Raw genomic sequence first — 19,407 nt, 5'->3', positions numbered from 1 at the left:
AAACCTTGATTAATCGGATTTTGCCAACAGAATATCTATTGGCGCATACCAGTTTGTAAGTTAAAATGGTGAGCTGCTTCACTGTCCCAAGTGATGTAAACCTCACTTTGGGGTTTTACGTTTGAAAAGCCAGCTTCACGAACCAAAACAGTTTGTCCGGCAATATCTGCAACAATGATGCTATCTGCACCCAAATATTCTACAGATTTAACGCTACCTTTTAAAGGACCATTATTGGTATCAATTCGCGCATCTTCAGGGCGAATACCAATAATATGATTTTCATATTCAATAAGATTCATTGGTGGCATGCCAACAAAACGCGCGGCAAAGGTTGATGTTGGGCATTGATAAAGCTCATGGGGCGCGCCCTTTTGCTCAATCTTGCCATTATTCATCAACACAACTTGGTCAGCCATCGTCATAGCTTCGGTTTGGTCATGGGTAACATAGACCATTGTCATGCCAAGGCGTTGTTGCAAGGATCGAATTTCGGTGCGCATTTCATGGCGCAATTTTGCATCAAGATTAGAAAGCGGTTCATCCATTAAGCAAACGGCAGCTTCAGCTATAATCGCGCGTCCTAATGCTACACGTTGCTTTTGTCCACCAGATAATTGCCCTGATTTACGATCCAACAAATGGCTAAGGCCAACAATTTGTGCAACTTTTTTCAAACGTTCATCGCGTTCAGCGCGTCCAACACCGCGGACCTTTAGGCCGTAAACAATATTTTCTGCAACATTAAGATGAGGAAAAAGTGCATAAGACTGGAAAACCATTGAAAGTTTGCGGTCTTTTGGCGGTAAACGCGTAACATCGCGACCCGCTATGAAAATTTTACCAGAATCGCTAGTTTCAAGACCAGCAAGCAAACGCAATGTTGTTGACTTACCGCAACCTGATGGCCCAAGAAGAACCAAGAAATCGCCCTTTTCAACGCTAAAGCTGACATTATCAACACCGCCAACACCACCCCACTGGCGCGAAATTTGCTCAAAGATAATTTCAGACATGCAAACCCAATCAATTACATTGTGATATTCGTATATTATCGCTTAATTTTTAGCCGCCAGTCGTTACTGTATTATGACGTATAAGTCTAATCATATTTTAGCCACAACGTCAAAATTCAGCCTTAATGAACAATAATCCGCACCAAAATTCTGTATATTGAGCCTCCTTTTGGTGATGGCGCTTTTATTTGGGGCAAGATCGTCGTCTTAGGTTAAGCGGCGATTCTGTTGGTGTTAAGCAAATCTTATTAGGCAAAACCTTGAATTAAGTTAGCCGGCGTAATTTTTAAGTTTTATCGCCGTTGATATAGTATAATTAAGATAGGTGAGCGATTCCAAAAAATATACGATTTTAGATTATATTAAAATATCGCTGCATTAATAAGCCCTTGTTTGGTATCCTTCCAACCTATGCTAAATATCAGCCATAAGAAATGGTGTTAAATAGTGCATAAAACCATAAAATAAAGCTGTTGGTGGAGTTTTTCGCTGTTTTTATTAAACATGACTTGATTTATCATATTATTAAAGGGTAAGAATAGCCAAAAATTTCCTATTATATTTGAGATGTGTAAGAGGCATGATGATGAGTGGCTTAATAAAGCAAGTTGTGGGCACACTAGGCATATTATTGGTAATGGCAGGCAATAGCCATGCACAAAATGCGCCCACACAACCAGTTCAAGGTGAGGGGGCTTTATCAGTACCTAATCAAGCAATTGATTCTCAAACCAATACAGCGCCTCTTCAGCAAGCACCAGTATTGCAGCCAACACCAACTGCACAAACTGGAAATGGGGCGCAAGCGACCAGTACTCCGCCAACAAATGGCACGGTGATCGTACCTGCAACAACTGCCAATGGTGACAATAGCTCAGCTAATACGCCAAGTGCTAATCAAGCCCCTGCAAACCAAGTACCTGCAAGCCCAAATAATGCCCCAGCAAATTCGGCTCCTCAAGATGCCACGGCACCAGCTATAAACAATCCGCAAAATAGTGAAACAGCTCAAGGTACTGGTAATCTACCTGCCCAGCCGCTGCCGCCTATCAATGCAGGTGAGACCGTAGTTGGCATTGATAAGTCAACGCTGCCGCATGACCTTTCTCCTTATGGCATGTTTATGCAGGCCGACTGGGTAGTTAAAACCGTGATGATTGGTCTTGCAATGGCATCATTGCTCACTTGGATTATTTTTGTGGCCAAAACGATTGAGCTTAGTATTGCCAAAGCCAAAGTGCGTAATGCAGTGCGGGAGATTGTGAGTTCGCATAGTCTTAGTGAAGCAATTGAAAAATTTGCCAATAAAAAAAATGTCAGTGGACGCCTTGTTAATGCCGCAGCCAATGAAGTGCGTATGTCCATTAATGCAGTGGATGGGGCTGGTAGCAGCGGTGTCAAAGAGCGCGTAACATCCGCTTTATCACGTATTGAAGCCCATGCAGGCCGGCGCATGGCTGGTGGCTCAGCTATTTTGGCAACCATTGGTTCAATTAGCCCCTTTGTTGGTCTATTTGGTACTGTTTGGGGTATTATGAATGCATTTATCGGTATTTCAAAATCTCAAGTCACCAATTTGGCGGTTGTGGCGCCAGGTATTGCTGAAGCATTGCTTGCAACGGCAATTGGCCTTGTTGCAGCTATTCCTGCTGTTGTGATTTATAACTATCTTGCCAAATCTATTACTGGATATCGTCAGATTGTAACCGATGCATCAACGGGCATTGAACGCCTTGTGAGCCGTGATCTTGATTTTCGTGAAGCCCAAAGAAAATCGCCGCGCCCTATACAACCCTTAACTGCGGAGTAAAATAATGGCTGCAAAACTCGGTGAAATTGGTGACGAACTAGATCTTAACCATGACATTAACGTGACGCCGTTCATTGATGTTATTTTGGTTCTGCTGATTATTTTTATGGTGGCTGCACCTTTGGCAACTAGCGATATTCCGGTAAAATTGCCGGCATCTACAACGCAGGCTCAGCCGCCAGAAGATAAGCCAATCTATCTATCGCTTCAGCAAGATAAGTCGCTTTTTGTTGGCGATGTTACGGTAAACCTAGAAAATCTTGCTGCTGAACTAGATAGGCAAAGTGAAAATAATAAGGAAACCAAGATTTTCATTCGTGGTGATACAAATGTTAATTATGGTGCAATGATGGATTTATTCAATTCACTGCGCGCGGCTGGATATTTTAGCATTGGGCTTGTTGGGCTTGAGGTGTCTCCCTCTGCTCCGCCTGCTGCACAATGACCACCTGCTGCGCAATGACCACCTGCGGCGCAATGAAAAGCGCTTAAAATATATTGGAAATTTAAAGATGGCAGAAAATGCAAAATTTAAAATAGGTATAAAAATGATAAAGTCATTGACTGTGTTTTTATCTTTTTTGCTTTTGCTGCCCTTACATTCTGCATTTGCAGAAGTACAAAACCCAACAAGTGATAACCAACATCTTGTAAATGATGACGCAAGCCACCAAAGTGAAGTTAATCAATCTACAGCATTGCCAGCTTCACCGCCAGTGATATCGGTAAAGCCAAATAAGCCATTCGATAAAGAGGGTTTTGCGGCCCAACGATATTTTGACAAGAATAATATAGACTGGAAAGGTCGCGTACAGGTTAGGATTAAAAGATTTAGCCAAAGCATGCCTGAGATTGAAGGAACTGAGGGTGGTGTGGTTCTTATCAGTTTTAAATATGATGACGAGGGCACAATCACTAGCGTTGAAGTTAAGCGCCCTTCAGGGAATGAAAAACTTGATCAATACGCGGTAACCATGTTTCAAAAGATGGCTACTATACCAAAACCAATCAATGGCGGCGGAACTCTCACCGTTCCGATTAGTTTTCCAAAATCAGAAAAAAAGCCAACCGATGATGAGATGATTGATGATAAAATCAAGACAGATCCAACATCTTAAAATGATCATCGCATTTGCTCATCAAGAAAATATGTAGAATTTGTTAAGTGGGTAAATACCTCATCTGTTGAAGATAATATCATTTACGACATTCTTGCAAATTTCAGAAATAGCAGATTTTAGCAAAATATGATGTTTTTTTGTGAAATTTAAGTATGTGGCAATAAAAGCTTTACGAATAAAAGCATTGCAAAAGTTATGTAAATTGAAGTGAGAAAATAGGGCGGCGGTTTTTGCAGCTTTCCAATTAGGAGTTGAAACAATGCAGGGAAATATAGGACAGGACAGTTCAGGGCAAAAGCAGTCCCCCTTTATTCTACCAGCAGCCCCATGGTGGCATAAATGTCTATTATGGGGTGGTGCGGCGATTTTTGTCACGTTTTTTTATATTGCTGCAGCCGTTGCACTTTATCGCTTTGGTAATGAGCCAGATCGTCTGGCGGGGGCGCCTCCTGCTTTAATGTTAGTTTTTGCAGAAGAAGTAACCGCGCCGGATAGTCCAAACTTGTCTGAAGAGGTACAGGCCGAAACACAGGTTAATGAACCTGAAGTTGAGGAAAATCCCGAAGAGGAGCCAGAGCCTGAACCAGAACCACTTCCCGAACCTGAGCCCGTTGTTGAAGACGTGAAGCCTGATCCTGTAGTGACGCCGCCATCCGATATGGTGGAAGAGATAAAAAAGGAAGAGCCAAAGGAAGAGCCTAAAGAAGAAAAGGTAAAACCAACACCAAAGCCTGAAAAGCCGGAACCTAAAAAGGTTGAAAGGCCAGAGCGTAAAAAAACACCACCGCCAAAAAGGCAGGCACAAAGGGCCGACCGCAACCAAAAAGCGGCGGCACCAATAGTTGATGCAAAACAAGGTTCAACTTTTGCCGCACCACGCACCAGTACAACTGACGGTCTAGGTGGAAAACTCTTTAATGACTGGAAAGGCAAAGTGCAGGTTAAATTGCGCAGCATGGCTAACCGCGTAAGGCGTCAAGCCGGTGGTTTAACCGGTATTGCAATGGTTCAATTTTCCTATGATGCATCAGGAAGGGTGACATCAACTCGTATTAGTCGCTCATCAGGTAATGATCGGGTTAATGAAATTGCTTTGAAAGTGGTTCAAATGGCATCACCAATACCAACGCCACCAAAAGGTGGTGGAAGCCTTACTGTACCAATCCAGATTCGTTGATCATAAAGCATTTAAAACGAACAATTTTTAAAATGGCTTTATCTATGGAATTTAAAAGCGCCAAAGTAATTTGCTTCGGCGCTTTTTTATAAATTACATAAATCTTGTAAGCGGTATTTTGCCAATTGTGTTTTAACTGTTATAGCCATATGAAAGATGTTTAAGCGGTAAGCCTCGTCCTTAATGCGGTTTTGTAGCTGTAAACACATTATGATAGAATGAAACCCGTTTTGAAATGGCGAATTTGGTATGGCCTTTATTTATAAAATTTTGACCCAAGTGCAATGGCAGCAAGCGCAAGAAGATGGGGTTTTTTTGGGCGCCTCAATCGACATTGCAGATGGATTTATTCATTTTTCAACTGCCGCCCAAGTGGCAGAAACCGCCAATAAGCATTTCAAGGGGCAAGATAATCTTTGGCTATTGCAAGTTGATGAAGCAAAGCTGGGTCAAGCCTTACGCTATGAAGTATCAAGAGGTGGTGCTTTATTTCCCCATCTCTATGCGACTTTAGATTGCCAACTTATAGAAAATATTTGGCCCTTTAATTCCAATGATAATGGCATTTTTTCGATTGATAAGGATTTATTATGAACTTTCCAATCAAGCAAAGCTTGGCCTGGTCACTCATCAAGCCTTTTATTTATAAGTTTGATCCTGAAGCCGCTCATGGCATGGCACTTTCTGGTTTAAAAACTGGGCTTACTAAAGGCATACCAATCGAGGACACTCGCCTTGAATGTAACGTCGCTGGATTAAACTTAAAAAATCCACTCGGTATGGCTGCTGGATTTGATAAAAATGCTGAAGTGCCAGACGCGGTTTTACGGCTCGGTTTTGGTTTTACCGAAATTGGTACGTTAACGCCATTGCCGCAAGAGGGAAATCCTAAGCCGCGCTTATTTCGCTTGGTTGATGACCAAGCGGTTATAAATCGCATGGGATTTAACAATGATGGTCATGATGCTGCTCATCAACGGCTTATAGCAAGGCGTAGGCAAGGTATTGTCGGGGTTAATATTGGTGCCAATAAAACCTCACAAGACCGTATTGATGACTATGTTCAAGGCATTAATCGGTTTTATGATGTTGCGGACTATTTTACTGTTAATATTTCTTCACCCAACACACCCGGTTTGCGTGACTTGCAAGCACGAAGCAGTTTGAACGAGCTGATAAGTGCAATAACTGCAGCACGAACTTCGCAAATGGCGAAAACAACCAAAGAAATTCCAATTTTCTTAAAAATTGCGCCGGATCTTGACGAGGTAAGCTTAGATGATATTGCGCAAGAACTATTAGCAAGTTCGTTTAATGGTGTCATCATATCCAATACGACCTTGTCGCGTAGTGGTTTAAACGACAAGGTTCAAGCTAAAGAAGCGGGTGGCTTATCGGGTAAGCCAATTTTTGAACGCTCCACAATAGTACTTGCGAAAATGCGTAAGCGGCTTGGCAAGGATTATAATATTATTGGTGCGGGCGGCATTCGTAATGGTGAAACCGCTTTAGAAAAAATTAAGGCAGGCGCGGATTTATTGCAGCTTTATAGCTCTATGGTTTATGAAGGGCCGTTTCTTGCAGGGAATATTTTGCGCGGCCTTTTAAATGCTTGTGAGCAAGATGGTGTTAGCAATGTTCGTGATTATCGCGATGCTAATCTTGATGCGTGGGCAATGCGCCAAATCGATATTTAAAGCTCTTAAAATGCTCTAAATATCATCAAAAATATTATGCTTTGGCAAAATGTTTGATGAGGGTTTGTGGTATCACTTAAAATATTTCACTCGCTACTAAATAGTTTGAGTGATACCTATTATTTTTCCATATTCAGGGTTTGTTCAATTGGTGTTAATCTTTGAATAAAATAAAATTTTCTTAAAGGGTCATATTGCTTAAGGTGATAGGCAAATGTGGCAAGCAAAGCCAGCGCAAATAATATTGAATGGTTAAATGTTAGATCTGGAAACTCATTTTATATTTCGAGTAAATTGGGGGTGTTATAGCTACGTACAAAGTAAGTAAGCCAACCATCATTATGACCATCAGCTAAATTTTGTGAAAAATAAAAAATACATAAAAAAATGGAAATAGTATAGTCGGTAGCAATAGAAGGCGCATTAACCAACTGCGCTTAATACTTACCAATATAAACGCCATAAACGAAAAAAAATGCAAAGACAAAGTATAACGTAGTTCCCCAATATAAAGTAAGTTCATTTAGCATATGATAGCTTTACCGTTTGTATTCACCTTTTATAAGGTTTACGATTTTTAATCGCGATGGTAGGGGTGATTATTCAAAATCGTTGTCGCCCGATAAAGCTGCTCGGCAAGTAAAATACGAGCAATCTGGTGTGGCCATGTCATCGAGCCGAAAGACAATAGTTTATCTGCCCTTTGGCGTACCAAATCACCGTGACCATCGGGCCCACCAATCGCAATTAATAATTGCCGCGCACCATCATCACGAAATTGGGCAATGTCATCAGCAAATTGGCGCGATGAAATCGACTTTCCACGCTCGTCAAGTACGATTAGTCGCGCATTGTCTTGCAGGCGTTCAAGCATTTTATTGCTTTCTTCATCCATGCGTGCTTGCGCCTTATCAAGGCGGCTTTCGGTGATTTCATGAACGCCGCCAAAGCTTAGGCCTAAGGTTGGAGCCGATTTTGTAAAACGGTCAAAATAGCGGTCAACAAGCTCACGCTCTGGGCCTTTTTTCATGCGGCCAACGGCAAAAATTCCAACTTGCACAACATATTCCTTTTTTGATTTGCATAATCCACCCATTTGGGTTGGCTTACTAATTTACCCTCTACGATAAATATATGGAGTGGATAAACCTTTTTTATCAAAAACAGGGTATTTCATAGACATGATACGATATTGTCACAAAATAATCTTGTAAACTTAATTTTTTTATAGAATTAAATACATTCAAAAAGTCCGGCAAGTCCAAGCATAGCATTTTCACGCTCTACATTGTCGAAATCATCGCCAAGTGTAAGATCACTTAAAGGATTATCTCTTGGCTTTTGCGTAATAATTTGCATTAATTTGCGCTGCTGCCAAAATTGTGGCCCCCGTAAATGATCAACAGCTTGACCTAATTTTATATGTTGGCGAGCTCGCATTTTTACCCACTCTTCCATAGGCGGGTCGCGATCATAATTTTCCAAAACATCAATTTCATAGGATTCAAGAACATAGAATTGGCAGCGATGCGATGACAAATGCTCCAATACAGGGTCAAATAATTCAACTATTTCAGGATTATTTTTAACGGCTAGGTTTCTCATCAATAGGCCTAGTTTTTTAAAGCGATTAAATCCAATATCACCATCACCCATAGTAGCATAAATGACCGGATCCACAGGAAAGCCTTCGTCTTCGTCGTCCTCATCATTGCTATAATCAATGCTTGTTATACATCTTGTATTGCCGCTTACTAATAAGCGAAAAAACAATGGAACAGCATAAGGCTGATCACCGAGATAAATTTTTTCCTCAGGAATTAGATTGCTATCGGGCAAATAGCCATTAATGCCAATAAGAGTTGATCTATTTGCCATAACCCGTCCTTTGAATATCTTAAATATTCTTCAATTATATATTGTTTTATAAAATAAACGCTATTTCTAATTCAAGCAAATTGGTCAAAAAATCATAAAAGCCTGATTTTCTGCATTAAAGCCATGCAATAAATTATGCTTATACTTTGCTTTAATGTTAAGCAGTCTTGAGGCAAATGGCTCTTTGACGATAAAAATGCTTTGCACATAATATATTACAAAGCCCAAAAAAATTGCGCAAACACCATAATCGCCAAAGCATAGGTATTTGCGCAAATTCATCAAGTTGCATCCCTTTGAAAAATTACTATAGGGAAGAACGGCAATAGAGAGCGGTTCTTAATCTTTTGCTGGCTGCTGCCACATTTTTTCAAGATTATAAAATTCACGCACTTCTGGACGGAAGAGATGAATAATAACATCGCCAGTATCGATCAACACCCAATCACCATCAGGTAGTCCTTCAACTTTAACATTACGCACGCCTTCTTCGCGTAGTTTGCGTAAAATTTGATCGCCAGCAGATGCGACATGGCGGCTAGAACGACCTGAAGCGATAACCATGAAATCGCCAAGTGCAGACTTGCCCCTAATATCAATTTGGATGATTTCTTCTGCTTTAGCGTCTTCTAGGCATTCAATAATAAATTCTAGCTGTAGCTCAGGCAGAGGAATAGCTTTATGAGGTTTGCGACCAGACCGATTATTAGCCAAGATTGGTTCGCTTGTCGACAAGGTGTCGTTTATGTGTGTTGCGGTTTTCAGAGCCGTCCCTTTCTATAAAAAGATATCGTTACGCATCACATTTATTAAATGTGCCGTAAATTAGTGTAATTGGCAAGATAAATTATTAACCAATGCCTTATCAACTATTTAGCTTTGGCGCAATTGGGTTGACGAAAGGCTTGAGCGTGGGCCGTGGATAAAGGTCCATGCAGGTGGTTTCATTAAAGCAAGGCCGCTTGCTAAGCGTTCATCAATACGGTTTTGGGCAAAGCGCCGTGCCGTCACTGATGATAGAGCTGCAATGGTTGCGCCCGGCCTATCAATAATTGCGATGGGGATTTTACGAGCTATATCCTGCCAATGCTGCCAAAGATGGAAGTTTTTTAGGCTATCTGCTCCCATAATCCAAATAAAATGCACACCGACATTACGTTGCAAAATGTGGTTGATGGTATCGGCTGAAAAGCGTGTTTCAATCGCCTGTTCAAATGCTGTTACTTTAATATGTGGATCAGAGATTAGTCCTTCACTTAAGCCTATCCGTTCACTTAAAGGCCGTAATTCCTTTTGGCTTTTTAGTGGATTGCCCGGCGTTACCATCCACCATAGTTTGTCAAGGCGTAGCCGTGTTATTGCAATATCGGCCACTAAAACATGCCCCTTATGCGGCGGATTAAACGAGCCACCATAAAGGCCGATAATATTGCCTTTTTCCGCATGGGGCATTTTTAAATAATGATCGGCTAGCTTGTCGCTCAAGGTCTTATTTGCCCTTTGCCCAATACATGATATTGAAACGAGGTAAGCTGCTCAACACCAATTGGCCCACGTGCATGCATTTTACCCGTAGCAATACCAATTTCCGCCCCAAAACCAAACTCACCACCATCGGCAAATTGCGTCGAGGCATTATGAATTAGGATGGCTGAGTCGATGCCATTAAAAAATCTTTCAACAATTTGAGGATCTTCAGCAATAATGGCTTCTGTATGATGTGATGAATAGTGTTCAATATGGTCAATCGCCTCATCAATGCCATCAACAAAACGCACCGACAAGATCGCATCAAGATATTCGGTTGACCAGTCCTCATCAGTTGCTAGCACTGCCTTATCAAATATTTGCAATATTTCAGTGCTGCCGCGAATTTCGCAACCTTTAGCAACAAGATTATTCAAAATAGCAATCAATGCTTGCACGTCAAAATGGCGATCTACCAATAAGGTTTCAGCTGCGCCACAAATACCAGTACGGCGCATTTTTGCATTAAGCACAACTTCATTAGCAATATTTTTATCGGCGGATTTATCAATATAAATATGGCAAATACCTTCAAGATGAGCAAAGACTGGTACTCTTGCTTCATCTTGCACGCGCTTAACAAGGCTTTTGCCACCACGTGGCACTATGACATCAATCGCACCATTAAGACCTTTAAGCATTTCGCCAACCGCAGCGCGGTCGGTTGTCTCAACCATTTGCACGGCATTTTGTGGTAAGCCAGCCGCTAACAACCCTGCTTTAATTGCTTGATAAATTGCACTTGATGAATGAAAAGAATCCGAGCCACCACGCAAGATGACGCAATTACCAGCCTTAAGGCAAAGGGCAGCCGCATCCGCGGTTACATTGGGGCGACTTTCATAAATAACACCAATAACTCCAAGCGGCGTGCGCACCCTTTGAATATGCAAACCATTGGGACGATCCCATTCATCAATGAGGCTGCCAATTGGATCAGGCAAATCGGCAATCATGCGCACGCTGTCAGCAATATTCGCAATGCGTTTTTCATCTAAGCGTAAACGGTCAAGCAATGCTGCCGACATGCCAGCTTTTGTCCCTTGCTCAATATCTAATTGATTGGCAGCAAGAATGGCTTGGCAATTATTAGAAATTTCATCGGCAATGGCTTTTAACGCAGCGGTCTTTTGTTCCGGCAAGGCTGATTTTAGCCTGCGCTGGGCTTGCCGTGCTTTCACTCCCATATCAAGCATGGCACTGACAATATCATGATTTTGATGATGATCTGGCATTATATCCCCTTATTTATGCACAACCATATCATTGCGATGAATTATGGCAGAGCGCGCATCATAACCCAAAATATCTGCAATTTCCGTGCTTTTATGGCCAGCAATGCGACGAGCTTCATCACTATCATAAGCAATAAGCCCGCGAGCAATTTCGCCGCCATCTGGGCGCACAATCGCAACCGTATCACCACGATGGAAATGACCCGATACTGAAACAACACCAGCGGGTAAAAGTGATTTGCCGGCAAGCAAGGCGCGCACTGCGCCTTCATCAACCTGTAAAATACCCATTGGCTCAATCTGACCGGCTATCCATGTTTTCCACGCATTGACCGGGCGCTCTGATGGTTTAAAGAGGCTATAAGGAATACCCTCATCCAAAGCTTTAAGTGGATGAAGCCGCTTGCCCGAAGTGATAATCATTGCCGTGCCGGCGCTCGTGGCAATCTTACCGGCATCAAGCTTAGTTTTCATGCCGCCGCGTGATAATTCCGATGCCGCAACGCCTGCCATGGCCTCAATATCTGGGGTAATGGCATCAATCACTGGTAATAATTTAGCATTTTTATCTAAATGCGGCGGTGCCGTATAAAGCCCATCAATATCCGATAGCAAAATAAGCAAATCTGCGCCCATCATTGTTGCAACGCGCGCAGCTAAGCGATCATTGTCGCCATAGCGGATTTCACTGGTGGCAACAGTGTCATTCTCATTAATAACTGGCACAATGCCCAATTTTAGCAGAGTATTCATGGTGGCACGAGCATTGAGATAACGCCGACGCTCTTCGGTATCGTCAAGGGTTAATAAAATTTGCCCCGTGCGCAACTGGAATTTTTGCAATTCTTCATTATAGGCGCGGGCAAGTTCAATCTGCCCCACCGACGCAAAAGCTTGACTTTCTTCCAGTTTTAACGCACCCGATGGAATAGATAACAAGGTACGCCCCAAGGCAATAGCGCCAGAGGAAACAACCATAATTTCTGTGCCAGAGGCTTTGAGTGCGGCAATATCACTACAAATAGCGGCAAGCCAGTCTTGTTTAAGGCCAGAATTTGGGTCAACCAAAAGGGAAGAGCCAATTTTAACCACAATGCGCTTATAGCTTGCTAATGATTGTTTGACCGCCGCCATCAAATTTTACGCCTCACTTGTTTCCTCAATGCGGCTCTCGTCGATGTTTTTCATCAACATGCGCAATGCACCTTCCAAACCTTCACGGGTTACACCTGATAGGGCAAGGACGGGAGATCCTACAGCCTTTGCAAGCTCCGACATTTTTTCAGCGCGTTCTTCAGGGGTTAAAATATCAACTTGCGACAGCGCAACAACTTCCGGCTTTTCATCAAGACCATTCCCATAGGCTGCCAATTCATCACGAATGGTGCGGTAGGTTTTGGCAACATCTTCTTCGCGCGCTGAAACAAGATGTAACAATACGCGCGTACGCTCGACATGACCCAAGAACTTATCACCAATGCCAACGCCCTCATGGGCGCCCTCGATAAGACCTGGAATATCCGCAATCACAAATTCGCGGCCATCAATACGTGCAACGCCAAGGCCGGGATGTAAAGTGGTAAAGGGATAATCAGCAATTTTGGGTTTTGCTGCGGTCACGCTAGACAAAAAGGTTGATTTACCAGCATTAGGCAAGCCAACAAGGCCAGCATCAGCAATCAATTTTAAGCGCAACCATAAGGTGCGTTCTTCGGCATCTTGACCGGGATTGGCACGCCTTGGTGCGCGGTTAGTAGATGTGGTAAAATGTAAATTACCAAAACCGCCATTGCCGCCTTTTGCTAAGCGAAAACGCTCGCCAACACGAGTGAAATCGCAAATTAGGGTCTCGTCATCTTCTTCAAAAATTTGCGTACCAACTGGTACTTTTAAAATAACATCTTCACCCTTAGCACCGGTGCGGTTGCGGCCCATGCCATGCATGCCAGTTTTAGCCTTGAAATGCTGTTGAAAGCGATAATCAATCAAAGTATTAAGACCTGCAACACATTCAGCCCAAACATCGCCGCCACGTCCGCCATCACCGCCATCGGGGCCGCCAAATTCAAGAAACTTCTCCCTGCGGAAAGAGACCGCACCAGCGCCACCATTGCCGGAGCGAATATATACTTTTGCTTGATCGAGAAATTTCATGCTTTTTGCCGTTTACCAGTTTTAGAGAATAAGGATGAAGCAATTTTGTACCAACAAAATGCTTGAGATGTTTGACTAATACATTTGAGCGATGGGAGCAAACATCTGCCATTGATAAAATGCTATAATTGAATTTTGCGCATTTTTCTACATAAAAGCGCAACTATTCGAATTAAATTGCTTTTTAGATGAAAAATAAAAGGCACTTTTACAGCGCCCTTTATAACTTACTTTGGCTTTAATAGATTGAAAACTTCAATTAAGCCGCATCTAGCTTATTAGGCATATAGTTTAAAATTGGCCCAAGCCAACGTTCAACCTCACCAACCGGCATGTTTTTGCGCGCAGCATAATCTTCCACCTGATCGTGCTCAACTTTGGCAACGCCAAAATAATAACTTTCTGGATGTGAAAAATAAAGCCCAGAAACACTTGATCCTGGCCACATAGCATAGCTTTCTGTAAGCTCCACCCCTGTTGCCTTGGTGGCATCTAACAAATCAAACAAGGTTCGTTTTTCAGTATGGTCTGGCTGGGCAGGATAGCCAGGCGCTGGCCGAATACCTTTATAAGGCTCCCCTACCAATTGCTCTGGTGTAAAGGCCTCATCCTTTGCATAGCCCCAATAATTTTTGCGCACTTCTTCATGCATACGCTCGGCAAAGCTTTCAGCAAAACGGTCCGACAAAGCTTTCACTAAAATAGACGAATAATCATCATTGGCGCGTTCAAAATTTTCGGCAAAGCTTTGTTCGCCATTACCAGCAGTTACCACAAAGCCACCAAGATAATCAGCTTTGCCACTTGTTTGCGGTGCAACAAAATCAGCCAAGGCAAGATTTGCAACATTTTCACGCCGGCTTAATTGCTGGCGAAGTGTATAAAAGGTTGCTAATTGCTCGCACCTTGTATCATCAGTAAACAACGCAATATCATCACCAATTGTATTGGCTGGCCAAAAACCGATAACCCCTTTTGGGTGGAACCATTTTTCTTTGATAATTTTATCCAACATATGGCGTGCATCATCATAAAGTTGGCGTGCCGTTTCGCCTTGCTTTTCATCTTGTAAAATAGCTGGAAAACGCCCTTTCAACTCCCAACTTTGGAAAAAAGGTGTCCAATCAATATAATGGGCAAGGTCAGCAAGATCCCAATCATCAAAAACCTTGGTGCCAAGAAATGTTGGCTTGGGTGGCGAATAATTTTGCCAATCAATCTTAAAAGCGTTAGCGCGTGCTTCTGCAAGCGGTAAGCGTTTTTTAGCCGCTTCCCCACGCTCATGGGCGCTCGCAACCTTGGCATATTCTTCACGTATATCGCTTATTGTTGCGTCACGGCTATCGGGCGACAAGAGTGATGATACGACGCCAACCGCGCGACTTGCATCAAGCACATAAACCGCTTGGCTACGTTGATAACGTGGATGAATTTTTACCGCTGTATGAACGCGGCTTGTGGTTGCGCCGCCAATCAGCAATGGAATATCAAAGCCTTCTTTTTCCATCTCACTGGCAACATTGACCATTTCATCAAGCGATGGTGTGATAAGCCCTGATAGGCCAATGGCATCGGCCTTAACTTCACGGGCGGTTTCTAAAATTTTAGCTGCCGGCACCATGACCCCAAGGTCGATAATTTCATAATTATTACAAGCAAGCACAACACCGACAATATTTTTGCCAATGTCATGCACGTCACCTTTAACCGTAGCCATAACAATTTTACCCGCGCTTGAGCGGGTATTGCCGGATTTATCATCTTCCATATAGGGCAATAAAACCGCAACCGCCTGCTTCATCACGCGGGCAGATTTAACCACTTGTGGCAAAAACATTTTGCCAGCGCCAAAAAGATCGCCAACCACATTCATACCCGCCATGAGCGGCCCTTCAATCACATCAAGTGGCTTTTCAGCTTGTAGCCGCGCTTCTTCAGTGTCAGCCTCAACAAATTCTGAAATACCGTTGACTAGCGCGTGTTCAAGCCGCTTTTCAACCGACAATTGGCGCCAAGACATATCTTTTTCTTTAGCCGCTTGCCCGCCTTGGCCGCGATAATTCTCGGCCAGAGTTAATAGACGCTCAGTCGCGCCGTCATCACGATTAAGCACAACATCTTCGCAGGCTTTGCGCAAATCTGGGTCAATGGCATCATAAACTGCCAATTGGCCAGCATTGACAATGCCCATATCCATACCGGCAGCAATGGCGCGATAAAGGAAAACCGCATGCATGGCTTCACGCACCGGTTCATTACCGCGAAATGAGAAAGAAAGATTGGATACACCCCCAGAAATATGGACATGCGGCAAGGTGGCACGAATATCATGGGTTGCTTCAATAAAATCAACACCATAATTATTATGTTCTTCAATACCGGTGGCAACGGCAAAAATATTGGGGTCAAAAATAATATCTTGCGGCGGAAAACCAACTTGCTGAGTTAAAATATTATAAGCGCGGGTACAAATTTCAACCTTACGCTCGCGTGTATCAGCTTGGCCAACTTCATCAAAAGCCATAACAACAACGGCGGCGCCATAGCTACGGGCAAGACGAGCTTGCTCGATAAATTTTTCCTCGCCCTCTTTCATAGAAATTGAGTTGACGATGGATTTACCTTGCACGCATTTTAAACCTGCTTCAATCACTTCCCATTTAGACGAGTCGATCATAATCGGCACGCGGGCAATATCAGGTTCAGCTGCTAACAGATTTAAAAACTCATGCATAACGGCTTTAGAATCAATCAGCCCCTCATCCATATTAATGTCGATAATTTGCGCACCATTTTCAACCTGCGCACGGGCAACTTCTAATGCCGCGCTATAATCACCTGCGGTAATAAGCTTTTTAAACCGTGCCGAGCCGGTCACATTGGTACGCTCCCCCACATTCACAAATGGGATATCATCAGTTAAAGTAAAAGGCTCAAGGCCTGACAGGCGTAAACGCGGCTCAATTGTCGGAATTTGTCTTGGTTTAAATTCTTTAACTTTTTCAGCAATAGCGGCAATATGTGCAGGCGTTGAACCACAGCAACCACCAATAATATTGATAAGACCATCCTTTGCAAAATTGGCGACTTGCTCCGCCATAGCCTCTGGGCTTTCATCATATTCACCAAAAGCATTGGGAAGACCAGCATTGGGATAAGCGCAAATCAGCGTATCTGCTACTTGGGACAATTCTTTTATATGCGGATACATCGCATGGGCACCAAGCGCGCAATTTAGCCCAAATGAAAAAGGCTGGGCATGGGCAAGCGAATACCAAAAGGCGGTTGGCGTTTGCCCAGATAAGGTTCGACCAGACAAATCGGTAATCGTGCCTGAAATCATAATCGGCAAACGGATATTCTTTTCAAGAAACACTTCTTCAGCAGCAAAAATAGCCGCCTTTGCATTTAATGTGTCAAAAATCGTCTCGATAAGTAAAAGATCCGAACCACCATCGATCAGTCCTCTAATCTGCTCGCCATAGGCAATGCGTAAATCATCAAAAGTGACAGCGCGATAGCCCGGATTATTAACATCCGGTGAAAGTGATGCAGTGCGGTTGGTTGGCCCAATAGCACCTGCAACAAAGCGCATTTTGCCATCATAATCTTGCGCGCGTAAAGCTGCGCGTCGAGCAAGGCGTGCGCCATCGCGGTTAAGCTCGTAAACTTCCGCTTCCATACCGTAATCAGCTTGCGCAATTGAGGTTGATGAAAAAGTATTGGTTTCCAAAATATCTGCGCCAGCAAGGGCATAGCGATAATGAATATCTTCAATGGCTTTTGGCTGGGTAAGGGTTAAAAGATCATTATTGCCTTTTAGCAAACAATCACAACTTACAAAGCGGTGGCCGCGAAAATGTTCTTCCTCAAAGCTTAGACCTTGAATCTGTGTTCCCATTGCGCCGTCAAGGATAAGAATGCGCTCTTTAGCGGCTTTTTTGAGCATTGCAAGGCGATCATCCGCTGCCTTACTGCTTTCAAAAAGTGAAGAGAAAGATTCGCTCATAATACATGATCCTTGGTCGTTATCGGCGCATTGTTATAAAATAATAGGCTCATTGCTTAATCTTCGGCTTAAAACTTAAAGGCGCGAAGCTTGCAGTTTGGGTACGGACAAAGATTGTTTTGTCAAACTCCTCCCTTGCCGCTCCACTTAAATGACATAAAGAAATCTTTATGTCAATAAAGAGGTGGTAAAAGGTAAGGGAATAAAAATCTTAAAAAACAAAGACTTTAGCTAGTTTTTATTTTCAGTCAGCATTTTCACAATCAAGCTGCTTTTGGTCAATGATTAATCCATCAAGTTCGGCGCGTGCTAATCGTGTGGCGCTAGCTCTACCAAACCGCTGGATCACGGCTTTACGACGTGCAGCATTTAATTTGTGCTCTGGTGCTTCGCGCAGGACATGGCCGCCATAACTGTCAGCAAGGATAAATCCGCAATCTTCAGGAAATAAATCCATTGGCACGTCACTATGGGTTGCAAAAAACAGCTTATCACAAAATGCCCGATAATCAGGCCACTTATTATCGGCCTTTAAATCAGCAATGGAGGATTTGACTTCAATAATCCAAATTTCACCCTTTGATGACACCGCTAAAAGGTCAGCACGCCGACCATCAGCCAGCGATAATTCGCTTAAGGGTGCAAAGCCAAGGCTTAATAATAGTCGCATAACGCCGCGCCGCACAAAAAGTGCGCGTTCAGATTGTCGCCCGTCATCAAGTGGATGGTTTTTATGAAGATTAATGATTGCCATAATTTTCTAAAGATTTGAAAGCCGTTTTAACGCATTTTTATAATAAATATTATGTTTTATAGGTAAGACGACAGCTATAAAATTTCAAGCGGCTGGCGTTATGAGCTTATATTGATGCTTTCTAAACTAATGGTACAAGCCGGTTTTATTGATTGCCTACTTGCCGCAAGATAAAAATCACTATATAAGGATAACAAATTTCCCGGAAAAAATGTGGCTTTTACCCACGTCCCGCAAAACCGGTGCGGGCGAACAGAAGGATTATATCTATGGCTAACCAGCTGCTGATGCCCAAGGCGACCGCCGTATGGCTTGTTGACAATACTGCTTTATCTTTTGATCAGATTGCTGCTTTTTGCAAATTGCATCCACTGGAAGTAAAAGCAATTGCTGATGGTGAAGCCGCGCAAGGCATTAAAGGTCTTGATCCAATCAATACCGGACAATTAAGCCGTGATGACATTAAGCGTGCCGAACAAAATCCTGATTTACGTTTGAAATTAGCTGATCCAAAAGTGCGTATTCCTGAAAGTAAGCGTCGTACGGCACGCTATACACCGCTTTCAAAGCGTCAGGATCGTCCAAATGCTATTTTCTGGCTTGTGCAAAACCATCCTGAATTAAAAGACGCACAAATTTCACGTCTTATTGGCACAACTAAATCAACTATTGAGCAAATCCGCACTCGCACCCACTGGAATTCAGGCACTCTTGTTGCTCGTGACCCTGTAACTCTTGGTCTTTGCTCGCAGATTGATCTTGATATTGAAGTTGAAAAAGCTGCTAAAAATCGCCCTGCTGATATGCCACGCGATGAAACCTTGTTGCCAGCATCTGCGACTGAAAATTATGGCTATGATCGCGGCCATGAAGAAGAAGAGCTCGATGCTGACAAGATCTTTGCAAAGCTTTCTTCCATGAAGCGTAAGGATGAAGACGAGGAAGAAGAAAACAATTCTTTCTAATTTGACATCATAAATTTCTATTTTAAAAAGGCTCGAATGCGTAATGCTTCCGAGCCTTTTGTTT

17 protein-coding genes are annotated in these 19,407 nt (G+C 42.9%); 7 read left to right on the top strand and 10 right to left on the bottom strand.

Annotation, left to right across the window (positions count from 1 at the left end; all coding sequences use genetic code 11):
- Positions 1–35 precede the first annotated feature (35 nt).
- Positions 36–1,016 carry an ABC transporter ATP-binding protein gene (locus H3299_RS11085; RefSeq protein ID WP_182417723.1) on the bottom strand — a complete coding sequence of 327 codons (981 nt, stop codon included), beginning with the start codon at positions 1,014–1,016 and terminating at the stop codon, positions 36–38.
- A 580-nt stretch (positions 1,017–1,596) separates the two neighbouring features.
- Here H3299_RS11085 and exbB point away from each other — a divergent pair.
- The 6 genes from exbB (at position 1,597) to H3299_RS11055 (ending at position 6,821) form a co-directional block, all read left to right on the top strand.
- The gene (exbB, locus tag H3299_RS11080) at positions 1,597–2,826 is read left to right on the top strand and encodes a tonB-system energizer ExbB (RefSeq protein WP_246708067.1); all 1,230 of its coding nucleotides are present in this window, start codon (positions 1,597–1,599) and stop codon (positions 2,824–2,826) included.
- 4 nt (positions 2,827–2,830) lie between these two features.
- Positions 2,831–3,271, top strand: a complete 441-nt coding sequence (gene exbD, locus H3299_RS11075; protein WP_182417722.1) for a TonB system transport protein ExbD — start codon at positions 2,831–2,833, stop codon at positions 3,269–3,271.
- Between the two features lie 103 nt (positions 3,272–3,374).
- Entirely contained in the window at positions 3,375–3,944 is a 570-nt protein-coding gene (locus H3299_RS11070) for an energy transducer TonB (RefSeq protein WP_182417721.1), read from the top strand.
- 262 nt (positions 3,945–4,206) lie between these two features.
- On the top strand, positions 4,207–5,124 hold the full coding sequence (locus H3299_RS11065) for an energy transducer TonB (RefSeq protein ID WP_182417720.1): 918 nt from the start codon (positions 4,207–4,209) through the stop codon (positions 5,122–5,124).
- Between the two features lie 249 nt (positions 5,125–5,373).
- A complete protein-coding gene (locus H3299_RS11060; RefSeq protein ID WP_182417719.1) occupies positions 5,374–5,718 on the top strand; it encodes a DUF952 domain-containing protein in 345 nt (114 codons plus the stop codon).
- Positions 5,715–6,821: a quinone-dependent dihydroorotate dehydrogenase gene (locus H3299_RS11055; RefSeq protein WP_182417718.1), complete on the top strand. Its 1,107-nt coding sequence runs from the start codon at positions 5,715–5,717 to the stop codon at positions 6,819–6,821. Before H3299_RS11060 ends, H3299_RS11055 begins: the two co-directional genes overlap by 4 nt.
- Positions 6,822–7,398: 577 nt before the next feature.
- Here the strand turns inward: H3299_RS11055 and rlmH are convergent.
- From rlmH to H3299_RS11010, 9 genes are all read right to left on the bottom strand, one after another.
- Positions 7,399–7,881, bottom strand: a complete 483-nt coding sequence (rlmH, locus tag H3299_RS11050; protein WP_182417717.1) for a 23S rRNA (pseudouridine(1915)-N(3))-methyltransferase RlmH — start codon at positions 7,879–7,881, stop codon at positions 7,399–7,401.
- Between the two features lie 173 nt (positions 7,882–8,054).
- On the bottom strand, positions 8,055–8,699 hold the full coding sequence (locus tag H3299_RS11045) for a hypothetical protein (protein WP_182417716.1): 645 nt from the start codon (positions 8,697–8,699) through the stop codon (positions 8,055–8,057).
- A 339-nt stretch (positions 8,700–9,038) separates the two neighbouring features.
- Positions 9,039–9,374 (bottom strand): ribosome silencing factor, encoded by a 336-nt coding sequence (rsfS, locus tag H3299_RS11040; protein WP_246708226.1) that lies wholly within the window; start codon positions 9,372–9,374, stop codon positions 9,039–9,041.
- Between the two features lie 198 nt (positions 9,375–9,572).
- Entirely contained in the window at positions 9,573–10,151 is a 579-nt protein-coding gene (locus H3299_RS11035; protein WP_182419745.1) for a nicotinate-nucleotide adenylyltransferase, read from the bottom strand.
- A gap of 29 nt (positions 10,152–10,180) precedes the next feature.
- The gene (locus H3299_RS11030) at positions 10,181–11,461 is read right to left on the bottom strand and encodes a glutamate-5-semialdehyde dehydrogenase (protein WP_371739499.1); all 1,281 of its coding nucleotides are present in this window, start codon (positions 11,459–11,461) and stop codon (positions 10,181–10,183) included.
- Between the two features lie 9 nt (positions 11,462–11,470).
- The gene (gene proB / locus H3299_RS11025) at positions 11,471–12,595 is read right to left on the bottom strand and encodes a glutamate 5-kinase (protein ID WP_182417715.1); all 1,125 of its coding nucleotides are present in this window, start codon (positions 12,593–12,595) and stop codon (positions 11,471–11,473) included.
- 6 nt (positions 12,596–12,601) lie between these two features.
- Positions 12,602–13,615 (bottom strand): GTPase ObgE, encoded by a 1,014-nt coding sequence (obgE, locus tag H3299_RS11020; RefSeq protein ID WP_182417714.1) that lies wholly within the window; start codon positions 13,613–13,615, stop codon positions 12,602–12,604.
- A gap of 259 nt (positions 13,616–13,874) precedes the next feature.
- Entirely contained in the window at positions 13,875–17,624 is a 3,750-nt protein-coding gene (gene metH, locus H3299_RS11015) for a methionine synthase (protein ID WP_182417713.1), read from the bottom strand.
- A gap of 244 nt (positions 17,625–17,868) precedes the next feature.
- A complete protein-coding gene (locus H3299_RS11010) occupies positions 17,869–18,378 on the bottom strand; it encodes an MmcB family DNA repair protein (RefSeq protein WP_182417712.1) in 510 nt (169 codons plus the stop codon).
- 269 nt (positions 18,379–18,647) lie between these two features.
- On the opposite strand from H3299_RS11010, the gene H3299_RS11005 reads away from it, so the two are divergent.
- Positions 18,648–19,343 (top strand): DUF1013 domain-containing protein, encoded by a 696-nt coding sequence (locus H3299_RS11005; protein WP_182417711.1) that lies wholly within the window; start codon positions 18,648–18,650, stop codon positions 19,341–19,343.
- Positions 19,344–19,407: the final 64 nt, after the last annotated feature.

Source organism: Bartonella sp. HY038, from assembly GCF_014117425.1.
Taxonomy (GTDB): Bacteria; Pseudomonadota; Alphaproteobacteria; order Rhizobiales; family Rhizobiaceae; genus HY038.
The sequence above is the reverse complement of the archived record's forward strand: the minus strand, read 5'-3'. Positions and strand labels throughout refer to the sequence as shown.

Bases quoted from the DNA above. Each gene is read 5' to 3' on its own strand.
- H3299_RS11085 (WP_182417723.1), bottom strand. From the start codon at position 1,016: ATGTCTGAAATTATCTTTGAGCAAATTTCGCGCCAGTGGGGTGGTGTT.
- H3299_RS11010 (WP_182417712.1), bottom strand. From the start codon at position 18,378: ATGGCAATCATTAATCTTCATAAAAACCATCCACTTGATGACGGGCGA.
- H3299_RS11065 (WP_182417720.1), top strand. From the start codon at position 4,207: ATGCAGGGAAATATAGGACAGGACAGTTCAGGGCAAAAGCAGTCCCCC.
- H3299_RS11045 (WP_182417716.1), bottom strand. From the start codon at position 8,699: ATGGCAAATAGATCAACTCTTATTGGCATTAATGGCTATTTGCCCGAT.
- H3299_RS11055 (WP_182417718.1), top strand. From the start codon at position 5,715: ATGAACTTTCCAATCAAGCAAAGCTTGGCCTGGTCACTCATCAAGCCT.
- exbB (WP_246708067.1), top strand. From the start codon at position 1,597: ATGATGATGAGTGGCTTAATAAAGCAAGTTGTGGGCACACTAGGCATA.
- obgE (WP_182417714.1), bottom strand. From the start codon at position 13,615: ATGAAATTTCTCGATCAAGCAAAAGTATATATTCGCTCCGGCAATGGT.
- H3299_RS11030 (WP_371739499.1), bottom strand. From the start codon at position 11,461: ATGCCAGATCATCATCAAAATCATGATATTGTCAGTGCCATGCTTGAT.
- metH (WP_182417713.1), bottom strand. From the start codon at position 17,624: ATGAGCGAATCTTTCTCTTCACTTTTTGAAAGCAGTAAGGCAGCGGAT.
- H3299_RS11070 (WP_182417721.1), top strand. From the start codon at position 3,375: ATGATAAAGTCATTGACTGTGTTTTTATCTTTTTTGCTTTTGCTGCCC.
- H3299_RS11035 (WP_182419745.1), bottom strand. From the start codon at position 10,151: ATGCCCCATGCGGAAAAAGGCAATATTATCGGCCTTTATGGTGGCTCG.
- H3299_RS11060 (WP_182417719.1), top strand. From the start codon at position 5,374: ATGGCCTTTATTTATAAAATTTTGACCCAAGTGCAATGGCAGCAAGCG.
- exbD (WP_182417722.1), top strand. From the start codon at position 2,831: ATGGCTGCAAAACTCGGTGAAATTGGTGACGAACTAGATCTTAACCAT.
- proB (WP_182417715.1), bottom strand. From the start codon at position 12,595: ATGGCGGCGGTCAAACAATCATTAGCAAGCTATAAGCGCATTGTGGTT.
- H3299_RS11005 (WP_182417711.1), top strand. From the start codon at position 18,648: ATGGCTAACCAGCTGCTGATGCCCAAGGCGACCGCCGTATGGCTTGTT.